Annotated in this window: 10 protein-coding genes and 1 other annotated feature (1 of these 11 running past the window's edge); of the genes, 2 read left to right on the plus strand and 8 right to left on the minus strand. The window is 39.1% G+C overall.

Features of this window, described 5'->3' with window-relative positions; all coding sequences use genetic code 11:
* Positions 1-7 precede the first annotated feature (7 nt).
* The 4 genes from HMPREF0877_RS03370 to HMPREF0877_RS03385 all read right to left on the minus strand — a co-directional run bounded on the left by HMPREF0877_RS03370 (position 8) and on the right by HMPREF0877_RS03385 (position 3,608).
* Entirely contained in the window at positions 8-226 is a 219-nt protein-coding gene (locus HMPREF0877_RS03370) for a YqgQ family protein (RefSeq protein ID WP_002827809.1), read from the minus strand.
* A gap of 17 nt (positions 227-243) precedes the next feature.
* The gene (locus tag HMPREF0877_RS03375; RefSeq protein WP_002827810.1) at positions 244-921 is read right to left on the minus strand and encodes a rhomboid family intramembrane serine protease; all 678 of its coding nucleotides are present in this window, start codon (positions 919-921) and stop codon (positions 244-246) included.
* Complete coding sequence (locus tag HMPREF0877_RS03380; protein ID WP_040760492.1) at positions 921-1,475, minus strand: 5-formyltetrahydrofolate cyclo-ligase; 555 nt, start codon at positions 1,473-1,475, stop codon at positions 921-923. Before HMPREF0877_RS03380 ends, HMPREF0877_RS03375 begins: the two co-directional genes overlap by 1 nt.
* A 78-nt stretch (positions 1,476-1,553) precedes the next feature.
* Complete coding sequence (locus HMPREF0877_RS03385) at positions 1,554-3,608, minus strand: peptidoglycan D,D-transpeptidase FtsI family protein (RefSeq protein ID WP_002827813.1); 2,055 nt, start codon at positions 3,606-3,608, stop codon at positions 1,554-1,556.
* 181 nt (positions 3,609-3,789) lie between these two features.
* Here HMPREF0877_RS03385 and HMPREF0877_RS03390 point away from each other — a divergent pair, with 181 nt between their 5' ends.
* Positions 3,790-6,432 carry a YfhO family protein gene (locus HMPREF0877_RS03390; RefSeq protein ID WP_002827814.1) on the plus strand — a complete coding sequence of 881 codons (2,643 nt, stop codon included), beginning with the start codon at positions 3,790-3,792 and terminating at the stop codon, positions 6,430-6,432.
* 110 nt (positions 6,433-6,542) lie between these two features.
* The gene (gene greA / locus HMPREF0877_RS03395; RefSeq protein ID WP_002827815.1) at positions 6,543-7,028 is read left to right on the plus strand and encodes a transcription elongation factor GreA; all 486 of its coding nucleotides are present in this window, start codon (positions 6,543-6,545) and stop codon (positions 7,026-7,028) included.
* A gap of 90 nt (positions 7,029-7,118) precedes the next feature.
* On the opposite strand, the gene recQ is transcribed toward greA, so the two are convergent.
* The 4 genes from recQ to pheS all read right to left on the minus strand — a co-directional run bounded on the left by recQ (position 7,119) and on the right by pheS (position 13,798).
* Entirely contained in the window at positions 7,119-8,942 is a 1,824-nt protein-coding gene (recQ, locus tag HMPREF0877_RS03400; protein ID WP_002827816.1) for a DNA helicase RecQ, read from the minus strand.
* 131 nt (positions 8,943-9,073) lie between these two features.
* The gene (gene mltG, locus HMPREF0877_RS03405; protein WP_002827817.1) at positions 9,074-10,228 is read right to left on the minus strand and encodes an endolytic transglycosylase MltG; all 1,155 of its coding nucleotides are present in this window, start codon (positions 10,226-10,228) and stop codon (positions 9,074-9,076) included.
* Between the two features lie 99 nt (positions 10,229-10,327).
* Positions 10,328-12,751, minus strand: a complete 2,424-nt coding sequence (gene pheT / locus HMPREF0877_RS03410) for a phenylalanine--tRNA ligase subunit beta (RefSeq protein WP_002827819.1) — start codon at positions 12,749-12,751, stop codon at positions 10,328-10,330.
* Positions 12,752-12,757: 6 nt separating this feature from the next.
* The gene (pheS, locus tag HMPREF0877_RS03415) at positions 12,758-13,798 is read right to left on the minus strand and encodes a phenylalanine--tRNA ligase subunit alpha (RefSeq protein ID WP_002827820.1); all 1,041 of its coding nucleotides are present in this window, start codon (positions 13,796-13,798) and stop codon (positions 12,758-12,760) included.
* 63 nt (positions 13,799-13,861) lie between these two features.
* Positions 13,862-13,869 (minus strand) — a binding site (T-box leader); it runs 201 nt beyond the window's last position.

Consider the following 13,869-nt stretch of genomic DNA (forward strand, 5'->3'; position numbering starts at 1 on the left):
TTACAAATCATTCTTGCGACGTTATCCCTTGACGACGCTCCTCCATCTCATGTTCATGAGTTAATACTAATTTAATTTGCGCATATTTCTTATTTTCTAATAACCCTGCTTTATACAAGTTATCAATTTCAATTGCTGCTAATTCAATGTCCCACAAACGATTACCTAGATGAATATAAATATCATATTTTTTCAGTAGCTGTAAAACATCTAAAAAAGTTCTCATTATTTTTACTCCTCAATTTAACGGTAACCAAAACCAAGCGTTAACAATATACTGATATAAATGATCAATCCAAGTGCCGCCACGATTTTTTGTTTACCTGTGGCTTGCCCCCTTCTCAACAGAAGTGGTGCAATTAAAAAGCCACTAGCTAACCCACCAATATGCGCACTTATTGCGATATTCGTACCCCCAAATATTGGTATTAGGGACAATATAACAAATATGCCCAACGTCTTTGCCTGTGTCAACCAAAATCCTTGTTTATCCAGTAATCCTAAAAGAAAAATCATACCAAACAAGCCAAAAATTCCGCCTGAGGCACCAGCTGAAATCGCAGTTATCGACCCAAAAGCTAGTGAATTCAAACTACCGATAATAATAGCAGTTATATATCCAATAAAATATTTCAAACTACCAAGGTACTGTTCCAATAATCGTCCCACATAATACAGCGTTATCATATTGAGAATCAAATGCATGAATGTTACGTGTAAAAATCCTGCCGTAATCAATCGCCACCATTGATGCATCATCACAACTGCTGGTGTAAACATCGCTCCTAAATGATACAGTGTCTGCGTTGAAACACCCATTTGTCCACTCACGACAACTTCACCAATAAAAATGACAACCATGAATCCGATTAATGAAGTAGTTACTGGCGCTTGTTGCCATGTTATTTTAACGTTTCTCATCACGATTCACTATCCAATACGATTACCTGATCAACCACTTGGTCGGTTTCTTCAATTGGCCAAATTGGTTGTTCATACAAATTTTTTGTCACAGTCGTAGAAACTTTGATAGCTTTAACTTTCGGTAACCAACGATCATAATAGCCACCACCGAAGCCGATTCGGTCACCATGACGTGTAAATGCCAAACCAGGTACTAGAACAAAGTCAATTTCACTTGGTGAAACGACTCGACCACCAACTGGCTCTAACATACCAAATTTATGTCTAGCATATACAGTTTCACGATTTATCGTTGTAAATTCCATCTGTCGCTTGGGTAGAACACGAGGCAAAACCACTATTTTATTTTGTAATAGCGCAATTTGAATCAAAAGTTCAGTAGATAATTCTTCATCTTGCGACATTGTTAGTGCAACCGTCTTAGCTTGTTGCCAAGCTGGTAAGGCCGTCACTTTTTTGACCATATTCTGCATCAGGTAAGTTTTCATCATATCAGACATTCCTGATAAATTTGCTGAAGCTTGTTCTCGAATTGATAATTTTGTTGTCATATTTCCTCCATATAGTAAAAGCACCGAATGTTGTCCCTTTCTTGATGATTGGTCCTCACTCAGTGCTTTCATTATATACTATTTTGTTGCTGAACCTGAATCTTGTACATCTTTCCAATAGGCAGCGTAAATAGCTTTTGCAATTTTTTGATTAACATTTTCATTGGCCTGATCAACGCCAGGTACAACAATTGCCATTGCAACATCGGAATTAGGAACAAATGAAATCAATGAGCTAGTCAATGTTGAATGTCCATCAGTAAATGTCTCAGCCGTTCCAGTCTTTGCAGAAACTGCAGGTTTAATATCCTTTAGTCCAGTTCCAGTTGCATAACTCGAACTACTGTGAACAACTTCATTCATACCATCCCAAATCATCTGACGCTGTGCCGCTGTCCAGTTAACGGTTCCCATAACTTCTGTTGGTATGGTCGTTGTAATTTTATTATTATTTCGGTCACGTGTCGTAATTGCCTGTACGATATGTGGACGAATACGATAACCCCCATTTGCAATGGTTGCCGCATATTGGGCAAGCTGCATCGTTGTATAGGTATCATACTGACCGAATGATTCATCCAACGCCTTACCAATATCTGAACGCGATGTTGAACCACGAATACCTGTAATTTCACCAGGTAAATCGATACCCGTCTTAACTCCTAAACCAAAGCGAGAAAAGCCATCACGCATCGTTTGGAAAACACTAGTTGGTAATGATGCCAATGACATCCCCTCATAGTAGTTCAAACCACCAAGTTTCAGCATAACCTGCATAACATACGTATTAGATGACATCATCAACGCCTTGTCTGCAGTTAGTGGCATGTTACCACTACCATTTTGATTCCACCAAGATGTTTTAGCAGCAGTTCCGGCAACCTTAATTGGTTGGTCGGTCAATGTACTATTTTGTGGTGTAATCACGTTGTTCATAAATCCAGTTGTAATGGTTGCTGGCTTAACAACAGAACCAACAACATTAGCCTGATTAACCGTTGATAGAGCGTCTGATGTTAAGGAACCAGTCGACGAGTCACGATTAATTCCTGAAGATGCGTAAACGCCACCAGTCTTAGGATTTAGAACAACCGCATATGCACCTGTTGTATATCCACTAGGAATATTATCTTTTAAGATTTGTTCCACATCATTTTGGAATTTATTATTAATTGTCAAATTAAGATTTCCACCGGCTTGACCAGCATAGAGTGTTTCTTCTGTGGTCTTATCATCCTTACCAGTGGTGACCTTAACACGACCCTTAGAACCCTTCAACGTATCTTCATACTGTTTTTCCAAATATGATGTACCAACGATATCATCTCGTGAGTAACCTTTGGTCAATAATTCGTTAACTGAATCTGATGGTAAACCACTTTTAGAAGTTGATGTTGCACCAATTAATGACTTAATATCATTGCCACCTGGATAATCACGTGTGTAGTAAATACCAACACGCACACCTGGCATCTTAGATTGTCGTTCACCAATGTTAGCAATTTCTGATTGCTTCACGTCACTTTCCTTAAGATAAACAGTAGATAGTGAATAGGCATTGGCCATCTTTTGGAAAATTAGCGCCTTATTTAATTGCGCATCAGTCAACGTGAATTGATCTTGATGTTTTTCAACATATTTTGTCAATGCATTAACATAGGCATCTGTACCAGGTGCGGCCGCCGTACCAGAAGCTTTTGCAACTTTTTGAGCACGCTTTGTAGATTGGATATAATACATGGCAAAATTAGCTCCAGATAATTGCTCAGAGCTTGTATCAATCGTGACATATTTACCAACCTGATTAGCAACTTTATACATTTGCTTATTTGTAATCGTCCGTGGCTTCGTGTAAGTAATGGCCTGTGAACCCTTATTCGTAACCAATACTTTACCAGTACTATCGTAGATTAATCCACGTTGCACGTTGGTTTTCTCAATGCTGGATTCAGCGCTAGTTACCTCTGTTTTATATTTGGCACTATCCGTGATTTGTAAATTAACCAATCGCCATCCTAATGCTACCAACATTAAAATCACAATACCCATTAAAACATTTAGCCGAACTGGTATCCGAGACATTGAACCTTTTTTGGTTTTACGACGGCTACCATGGCGTTTAGGAGATCGCATAATCTAAACCCTTTCCTTCATTCTCTAGTCTACTCATTGTAGCATAAATCAAGACGACCAAGCCTTAATCGAGCAACTGGATTTTCAAAACTCTCTAACAACTGATTATAAATCATAGTCGAGTGCCTGTCATTTTTATGTTTTAATAGTATTAACTGAAATTAACTTGGAGAACTATTTTATGTTTACAAATATTAATCCTCTCAAATGGCGAACATCGACCAAGGCACTTTGGATTAGTTTCCTATTACCAATAGTGATTATGCTTACCTATTTTGCAAGTCGTCATATGGCACCATTTGGGTCAAGTTCCATATTAACAGTCGATCTTGGCCAGCAATACATTGACTTCTATGCTGGTTTTCGTCAAACAGTATTACATGATCCCTTGCGCATCTTCTATGATTTTTCTAAAGGATTGGGTGGTGAGTCTTATGGTGATTGGGCCTATTATTTACTAAGTCCAACAAACTTTTTATTACTTCCTTTCTCAAATGTACATTTACCAGCTGCAATCCTCTTGCTAACTGTTCTAAAATACGGATTAGCTGGTTGGAGTTTTGCTTTTGCATTACGCAAAATGCACTGGCAAATTGGCTGGCGCCTACCACTATTTGCCGTTTCTTATGCTTTCATGGGCTGGTTTGTTGCAAATGATTTAAACTTATTGTGGTTAGATGCTGCCATTCTTCTGCCACTAATTGTCACTGGATTAGAATACTATCTTACCCATGAAAAAGGCTGGCCATTCGTGCTCGCACTAACAGCGGTCATTATTATCAACTACTATATGGCCTACATGATTGGTATCTTCTTGATTCTGTACTTTATCTGGCGTCTAACTTGGCAACCCTATCGTTTAAAAGAGCGCTTGACGATGTTACGCCGCTTTATTTTAGGTGGTGTCATTAGTATTGGACTAGCGACATTTGTCTGGTTGCCAACAGCTTATACACTAATGAACAGTAAGGGCCAGCACATGTTGGCTAACTTAAGTTGGAAGTTTGACTATCAACCAGCAGATATTATAGGAAAACTTTTTCTAGGCACATTTAACTTTGAACAAATGCCTACCGGTTTACCTAATATCTTCATTGGTAGTCTTCCCATTATCATTCTATGGTTTTTCTTTACCTTAAAAAATATTCGCTGGCAAACACGGCTAACCGCACTTATTATTACTGCGATTCTTGTTATCTCAATGATGTATGCCCCATTAAATCTCCTTTGGCACGGATTCCAATTTCCTGTTTGGTATCCCTACCGCTTTTCATATTTGTTCAGTTTTTGGATTTTATGGTTGGTTGCATCTGTCTGGTCACCATATTTACGATTATCTTGGTTCCAGTTTTTAACATTATTGATTCTTACTAGCGGTGGTTTCATTTACTTATTCTCACGAATGTCGAGTCTCAATTTCTTGACAACTGCCCAACTATATATTGGTGGTGGTTTCTTTATTGTTCTGCTATTACTACACGTGATGCCTGCAAAAATTAAATTCTGGTTACCAATCGTTACCTTATTAGTGATTGGGGAAATGACAACCAGCACTGTTTGGACCTTAAATAATTTTAGTTACCTTACCAATACTGAATATCAAACATATATTCGTAGTCTTAACGCGATAACAAAGGATTTACCAAAAAGTAAAACTGACTTTTACCGGGTTGCACAGTCTTTCCAACGAACAAAGGGTGATCCGCTTCAAGGCAATTTTAATGGTGCATCGACGTTCAGTTCGGCATTAGAACACCAGCAAAGCGATATTATGGCTGCACTGGGACAGCCTGAAGGTGATAACTATATCGCCTACTCAAGCGGTACATTAATGACCGACTCCCTATTAGGTATGCGTTATCTACTGCAACCCACTGGTAGTCAACCAGCAGTTAATGGCACACCAACAAATATGCAAACATACTCCCGATCAGATACAAATGGCACGTATCGTTTAGTTAAGCAAACCAAACAGGTCATTCTATCCCAGAATCCGAATGCATTACCATTGGGATTTGCCGCAAGTGATAATGTTCGAAACGTCAAATTTAAGGAAAATGATCCTTTGCGCAACCAAAACATTTTGTGGGAGAGTTTAAATGGGTATAATCAACAACCCATTTTTACGAGTGCTAATTTTTCAAAATCAAGCGCAAGTAACTTGAATGCACCATCAACTATTACCGGTGCCTATTTAACAAAGATAAATGCTGGTGAAGGTGCCTCACTAACATTAACCTATGTACCAACATCAAATAATCCATACTATCTGACACTAGGTAATGCTGTGACAAATGATAATTTGGAAATTCAACTAAACGGGCAAACTCTACCTGCTATTCCAAGTCATCGCCATACGATTATTGTGCCACTGCCTGCCGATACAAAAGGACAATCTCAGGAAATTACACTTTCACTGAAAAAGAAAGATATCTGGTTACAAAACGTTTCATTGTACCAAGGTAATAAAGCACAATTAAATCGACAATCAAAATCATTGCAACAGCATCCATACAAAATTAAGCATCAATCACCGATTAAAATTAGTGGTGATATTACGATTCCTAAAAACGATAGTATGATGATGACAACTATTCCTAAGGCAGCCGGTTGGCAAGTTTATGTTGATGGCAAAGCAACGGACACCGTTACTGTTGGTAAATTCTTTATCGGTGTACCACTTGAACCTGGTCACCATGAGGTAATTTTCAAATTTAAAACGCCTTTGTTTAAACTCGGTGCGATTATAACACTAGGTTTTCTTCTAATTATCATGGGCTTCAAATGGTCTGAAAGTAAGAAAAGACAGCACACATTGTTTTAAAAACCCCGAAAAGTTCTTTACACACGCATGTCTGCGTGGTAATGTAAACCTTGAAACTTTGGGGATACCATTAGTCTAAATAAATTTTTAATGCACAGGAGAACTTAGTCATGGCTGAAGAAAAAACATTTCCAATGACTCTCGAGGGAAAAGCCAAAATCGAAGAGGAATTAAACACACTAATCACAGAAACACGTTCTGAAATTACCGGACGTATTCAACTAGCACGTAGTTTTGGGGACTTATCAGAAAATTCTGAATATGCTTCAGCAAAGGATGAACAAGCCTTCGTTGAAGGTCGTATCAAAACTCTACAAAACATGCTTGATAATGCTGAAATCATTGATTCTTCAGAGATTGCTGATGATGAAGTTGCTGTCGGTAAGAAAGTGACTTTTAAAGAATTACCAGATGAAGAACCAGAATCATATAGTATTGTCGGAGCTGTTGAAGCTAACCCATCAGAAGGTAAAATTTCAAATGAATCACCAATTGCGGCTGCCCTAATCGGTCACAAAGTTGGGGATACAGTTTCCGTAACATTACCTAATGGTTTTGACATGGAGATTGAAATTCTTTCTGTTGAAATTGCTTAATTCTTAAAAAATAAAAGGCGAGCACAAATTTCTTTTAAAATTTGTGCTCGCCTTTTTATTTAAAACAATATTTTTATTTTAATAACTAATTTAACTATATGCGGCAGCAATTACCTGTAGAACATCTCGCCCATATTTATCTGCTTTTGCTTGACCAATACCTGAAATATTAAGTAACTCAGATAGTGTTTTCGGCTGCTGGCGTGCTAATTCAACTAATGTCCGATCATTAAAAATGATAAACGATGGTATCGCTGTTTTCTTTGACAATTCTAAGCGCCACTTTCGTAATGCAGTGAATACAGCTCGTTCAGCTTCATTTAAATCATCTTGCGTCAATGGCGATCCTGTTGTAACCCGCTCATCAATCGTTTGTTTTGACTGTCGTCGCATAACCTGGTGTTCTCCACGCAAAACCTGCAAACCCGTTTTCGAAACCATTAAACCACTATATTCGCCAGTTACTTGTAAATAACCCGATGCCAACAAAAAATCAATTAATGATGTAATCCTAACTCGTGGCACACCATGCATTAAACCAAATGTTGGTAATTGATCAAAATGAGCCCATTTAAATTTTTCCGGTACATGTCCTCGCAAGGTATCAGCTGTCACCATCTTGCCAAAGGCATCTTTATTTTGATGAGCATTTCGCATACGGACAACATGACTCAATACCTTTTGTGCATCAGTCGTCACATCAACTGCCTGTCGTGTATCCAAACAATTAGTACAATGTCCACAAGGTAAAGTTTCTTCACCGAAGTAACGGGTAATATACTGTTGCAAACAAATTGTGGTTGCCCCATAGTTCGCCATTTCTTGCAATTTATTTTTTTGCAAACGCTGATATTCTGGCGTTTGGTTATCACTATTTTCAATAAAAAAGCGTTGTGTTTGCAAATCGGCCGCCGCGTAAAGCAAAATTGCTTCTGCTGGTAAATGATCCCGACCGGCACGCCCAATCTCTTGATAATAAGCCTCAACCGATCCAGGCATGCTGTAATGAATCACAAAACGTACATTGGATTTGTTGATTCCCATCCCAAAAGCATTCGTCGCAACAACCACATTCGCTCGATCAAACAAGAAATCATCTTGTGCTTGATTACGTTCATCATCTGTCATACCTGCATGATATCCCACAACTGATAAATGTTGACTAGCCAAAAATGTTGTTAAACTAGTCACCAACTTTCGTGTTGGTACATAAATAATACCAGCCTCGTCAGCATGTTTTTGCAAATAACGTTTTACATAATCATCTTTGTCCTTCTTTTTTAACCCAGTTTCAATCCGAATTGTTAGATTATCTCGAACCACACTTGTACGAACAGTATGATCTATTGCCAAACGTTCTTCCAAATCATTTTGGACACGTTTCGTTGCCGTAGCGGTTAATGCCATAATTCGTGGTGCCGAGTTAAGATTGTTGATTAAATGAACAGCTTCTAAATAACTTGGTCGAAAATCATGCCCCCATTGTGACAACACATGCACTTCATCGATGACCACTAATGAAATTTGCAATCGATTTAATAAGGCATAGGTGCCCTCACTTTTTAACCGTTCAGGCGCTAAATAAAGCAACTTTGCTTGCCCGTTCAATAAATGATTCATAGCGTGACGATAAGCTTCTTCATCTTGTGTCGAATTCAAAGTAACCGCATCAATGCCGTTGGCAATTAACTCATCAACCTGGTTTTTCATTAATGAAATCAACGGCGAGATAACTATAGTAATACCTGGTAACATTAAGGCAGGAACTTGGTAAGTAATTGATTTGCCACCACCCGTTGGCATGATGCCTAGCGTTCGTTCACCAGCCAGAACTGCATCAATAATTTCAGCCTGTCCTTCACGAAAATCATCATAACCAAATGATTGTTGTAATATCTCTCGTGCTGACTGCATGTTCTCGCTCCTTTGTTGATTAATTAAATGACAAATAGAAAAGTCACATGTTAAAGTTTGACGACATAACATGTGACTTTATCTGTGCTCCGAAAGATTAAATTTTAATACCTAACCTGTCGTCCTTCTTTTTAATTATCTGCACTATTTCCTACGGCAGTATTACCAGCTTCTAGGTCGCTAGATTTACCTAAGTGTTCGTCATAAGTTGCAGAGTAATAAACTTTACCCGTCTTCAAATTAGCAACAAAGTATAGATAATTCTTATCTCGGTCCTTTGGATTCAACACCGCTTCGATAGATTCAGCTGATGGATTATTAAATGGTCCTGGACCATAACCCGAATACTTATAAAGATTATATGGATTTGTACTTTGTACGTCTTTATTAGACAAATTAGTCTTATTAGTTTTAAGTGCATATTTTGTTGCAATATCCGATTGTAGGGGCATATTCTTGTCAATTCGGTTCAAGAATACACCCGCAATGGTACGTCGACTATCTTGGTCAATTCCTTCACGTTCAACCAGCGAAGCAAGTGTCAATGTTTCATGTACGGTCAAGCCAGCATTCTTGATTGCGTCAAACTTACCCTTTAATTGTGTGTATGATTGGGCAACCATTTGATTGACTAATTCACGAGCATTATTAGAATCTTTCCAGTTATAAGTTGCTGGATATAAGTATCCTTCTAAGCGATAGCGAATATCCTTTACTTGTTTACTAGATGCCTCAGAATCAAGCAATCCTGGGTATGCAGACTTCAAACGATTAAAGAATGCTTTATCGTTAACTGCCTTTAAAAATTCTGCCTTAGTAAACTTTGTCTTTTCGCCCACCTCAGTCGCAATATCATCAATTGTCTCACCTTCACGAACCGTAACCGTATCTTGATTATTTAATGGTGCAGAGGCGCCACCTTGACGTAAAGTTTTAACAATAGCACTAACGGAATCTGAAGGTGCAAATAGGTAATAACCTGACTTCAAATTAGAAATATTATGTGCTGAGAGATAGTGCATAAATGCCTTTTTTGAGCGGATCAAACCAGCTTTGTCCAACTTATTAGCAATCTCTTCTGAGTTTTCCCCGTCTTTAATTTTAACCTGCTTATTTTTCTTATCTTGGCTATTCAAAGCTGAATAATCGCGCTTATCTTGATAACTCATTACGAAGCTAACACCACCAGCAATAAGGGCTATCAATATCAGGAAAAGAATGATTAACCGTCCTTTTTCTTTCCGACTACGCCGCTTCCTATTACGCGTACGTTTACCGTTGTTCATAATTATTCTCCTAAAATCATCTTTAGTCCATAACGAAAACAGTCGCTATTACCCAAGTATATCAGTAATAGCGGCTATTTATATTTTTTTAATTAATCTTTAACGAATTTCGGCACCAAATTGTTCAGCTAAAGCACCGGCAATGCGATCAACTGTTTGATTGGTTTCATCATCAAGCATCGTTTGTTCTGCATTAATGAATGTTAGGCCAAAGGCGATTGACTTCATGTCACTTGGGACGTTTTCACCAGTATAGACATCAAAGGTAACAATATCGTGCAGATGCTTACCACCAGCTTGCTGGATAGCCTCCTCAATGCGTGATGCAGGCACATCGCGATTGACCAATATCGCTAAATCACGTGACACAGCTGGATAACGTGAAATGACTTCATAGCGTCCTTGATTCTTTGGCAAGGCAATAATAGCATCCAAGTCTAATTCAAAGGCAAATGTTTCATTGATACGGTATACCTTCGCCGTTGTTGGGTGAATTTGGCCAACAAAGCCGATCAAAGTATTACCAACATAGATATCAGCCGTACGACCTGGGTGCATATCTTCACGGACAGTATTTGCCACAAAATGAATAGGCTCAACAAAATCATAGTTCTTCAACAATCGTTCAACAATTCCCTTAAGCATATAAAAATCAGCAGCTTGTGCTTTTTGTGCCCAAGTACGCTCAGTAACATTGCCAGAAAGAACACCAGCAATGTGCTCAATTTCTGCTGGTTGCTTTGTCAAATCCCCATCAGAAACAAAGACACGTCCTTGTTCATATAAAGCAACATCCGTTTGCTTACGAGCCACATTATAGGCAACATCGTCTAAAAGACCCGTTAGTAAACTACTTCGTGTTTGTTGACGATCTTGTGACATTGGGTAATCCAATTGAATTGGTTCACCATCATGTAACTTAAAGCGGTTGGCCTTTTCTGGCGTTGTCAAAACATACGAAATTGCTTGATTTAATCCCAAGCCTTCTAGTGCATGACGACTAGCACGAATTAATTGTTGTTTTGGTGTCAACTTACCCGGTGTGGTTTCACCAGTAGGTAAAGTTGCTGGCAAATTATCAAAACCATACAAGCGAGCAATTTCTTCAATCAAATCTGCTTCAATGGTAATATCCCATCGACGGGCTGGAATTGTAACTGAAAAGACGCCGTTATTTTCTTCGTAATCAAAGAACAGACGATCAAAAATAGCTGAAATTTCAGCCGTCGTAATGTTCGTACCAAGCACATGGTTCACACGATCAACACTCACATCAACAACTGGTGCTTCATAGGCGTAATCTTGTGCGACCACACGTCCGGCAGTGACCTGTCCACCAGCCAATTCAGCAACTAAGGCTGCAGCATGATCTAGCGCTGTAAAGGTATCTTCAACATTGACACCACGTTCAAAACGCATTGAAGCCTCTGAATGTAGATTTTGATCACGCGCAGTATGACGAATTGATTTTGGTTCAAAAATAGCCCCTTCAAGGACAATGTCCGTTGTTTCACGGGTCACTTCTGTTGTTTCACCACCCATAACACCAGCAAACATCAAGGCTTCATCACCAGAGGCAATCACAATGTCTTCAGCAGCTGCTTCACGAGTTACGCCATCTAATGTCCTAATCATTTCCTTATCATGTGCCCGACGAACATGGACTTCTGGTTCAGGTAAGGCATTCAAATCAAAAGCATGCATTGGTTGACCGTACATTAATAACATATAGTTGGTGATATCAACAATATTTGAAATTGGTCGAATACCCATTGTCCACAAACGGCGTTGTAACCATAGTGGTGAATCCTTAACAGTGACATTCTTAACCACACGAACAGCATACTTGGTTGCCAATTCGGCAGGAGCCGTTGCTGAAATCAAGTCGCTTGTTTGCTCGGCTGTCTCAGTTAATTCAAAATTAGGTAAAGTTGGTTCTTCTGAAAGAATGGCAGCAACTTCCCATGCTGTACCATTCATTGAAAATAAGTCTGCTCGATTAGGTGTGATCCCTGTCTCAAGGACATCATCATCTAATCCAAGCACAGTCAAAGCATCTTCACCTGGTTTCAAATCGGCAGCATCAACATCATTGAATACCCAAATCCCCTCTTCAAAATCTTTTGGTGCAACTTTATCTTCAAAGCCAAGCTCTTGTAATGCAGCTAACATACCATTTGATACTTCACCACGTAGTTTACCTTTACGAATTTTTTTATTATCGCCAATGACCGATCCATGCTTGGCCAAGATAACAGTTTGGCCCTCAGCAACATTTGGTGCACCAGTGACAACTTGAATTGGTTCATCTTCACCAGCATCTAGTTGTGTAATTACCATATGGTCTGAATCTGGGTGTGGCACAACTGATAAGACCTTAGCAATAACAACCTTTTTCATATTCCCCTTTGGTTGATACTGTCCCTCGATTTCAACCGCTGTACGAGAAATTTTTTCTGCTAATTGTGATGCAGGTAATGCAATTGGTAAATAATCACGTAACCAATTTACTGAAACTTTCATTTTGTCTTATCCTTTCTGATCAAATTGCGTTAAGAAACGCACATCATTCAAGTAGAAGTTACGAATATCTTCTACCCCATACTTAAGCATTGCGAAACGATCAGGGCCAAGACCAAAGGCAAAACCGCCATAAACGTCTGGATCAATACCAGACTTACGCAAAACATTTGGATGTACCATTCCTGCACCAAGGACCTCAATCCACTCAATATCCTCTGGATTCATATCTGGTGTCACTGCATGCCATGAAATATCAACCTCAACGGATGGTTCAGTGAATGGAAAGTATGATGGACGCAAACGAATATCATGGGCTTCACCAAATAAATTATGGGCAACTGCTAATAAGGTACCTTTTAAATCACCCATGGTAATATGTTTGTCAATCACAAGACCTTCCATTTGATGGAACTGATGTGAATGTGTCGCATCATCAGTATCACGACGGTACACACGACCAGGAGAGACCATCTTCAAAGGTCCTTTGCTAAAGTCATGCGCTTCCATCGTACGTGCTTGAACTGGAGAAGTTTGCGTGCGCATTAAAATTTCAGGTGTGATGTAGAACGTATCCTGCATATCCCGGGCTGGGTGATCTTTAGGTAAATTCATGCGTTCAAAGTTATATTGATCTTCTTCCACCTCTGGTCCTTCAATTACTTGATAACCCATGCCGATAAATTGATCTTCCAGATTTTCAATAATTTGTTGTAGCACATGTGGCTGACCTTGTTGGACAGTACGTCCTGGTAAGGTGACATCAATTGCTTCAGCTGCTAACTGCGCATCCAAAGCAATTGCTTCTAAGCGTGTTTGCCGCTCAGCAATCGCTGCCGTCAATACATCACGTACCTCATTGGCCAATGCACCAACTACTGGACGTTCCTCTGGTGTCAAATTTTTCATACCGCGTAGCACTTCAGTTAGCGGACCTTTTTTCCCTAACCAATGTACTCGTACTTGATTCAATGCTTTAACATCGGCTGCATCATTAATTTGTGTTAATGCTTCATCGCGCAATGTCGTGAGCTCATCTTGTAAACTCATTTCTCTTCTCCCTTAATATTCATAAACTTTTGCAAATAAAAATCCCTTCGATAAATAACTTATCGAAGGGA

Source organism: Weissella paramesenteroides ATCC 33313 (genome assembly GCF_000160575.1).
Taxonomy (GTDB): Bacteria; Bacillota; Bacilli; order Lactobacillales; family Lactobacillaceae; genus Weissella; species Weissella paramesenteroides.

Bases quoted from the DNA above. Each gene is read 5' to 3' on its own strand.
- pheS (WP_002827820.1), bottom strand. From the start codon at position 13,798: ATGAGTTTACAAGATGAGCTCACGACATTGCGCGATGAAGCATTAACA.
- mltG (WP_002827817.1), bottom strand. From the start codon at position 10,228: ATGAACAACGGTAAACGTACGCGTAATAGGAAGCGGCGTAGTCGGAAA.
- recQ (WP_002827816.1), bottom strand. From the start codon at position 8,942: ATGCAGTCAGCACGAGAGATATTACAACAATCATTTGGTTATGATGAT.
- greA (WP_002827815.1), top strand. From the start codon at position 6,543: ATGGCTGAAGAAAAAACATTTCCAATGACTCTCGAGGGAAAAGCCAAA.
- HMPREF0877_RS03375 (WP_002827810.1), bottom strand. From the start codon at position 921: ATGAGAAACGTTAAAATAACATGGCAACAAGCGCCAGTAACTACTTCA.
- HMPREF0877_RS03385 (WP_002827813.1), bottom strand. From the start codon at position 3,608: ATGCGATCTCCTAAACGCCATGGTAGCCGTCGTAAAACCAAAAAAGGT.
- HMPREF0877_RS03370 (WP_002827809.1), bottom strand. From the start codon at position 226: ATGAGAACTTTTTTAGATGTTTTACAGCTACTGAAAAAATATGATATT.
- HMPREF0877_RS03380 (WP_040760492.1), bottom strand. From the start codon at position 1,475: ATGACAACAAAATTATCAATTCGAGAACAAGCTTCAGCAAATTTATCA.
- HMPREF0877_RS03390 (WP_002827814.1), top strand. From the start codon at position 3,790: ATGTTTACAAATATTAATCCTCTCAAATGGCGAACATCGACCAAGGCA.
- pheT (WP_002827819.1), bottom strand. From the start codon at position 12,751: ATGAAAGTTTCAGTAAATTGGTTACGTGATTATTTACCAATTGCATTA.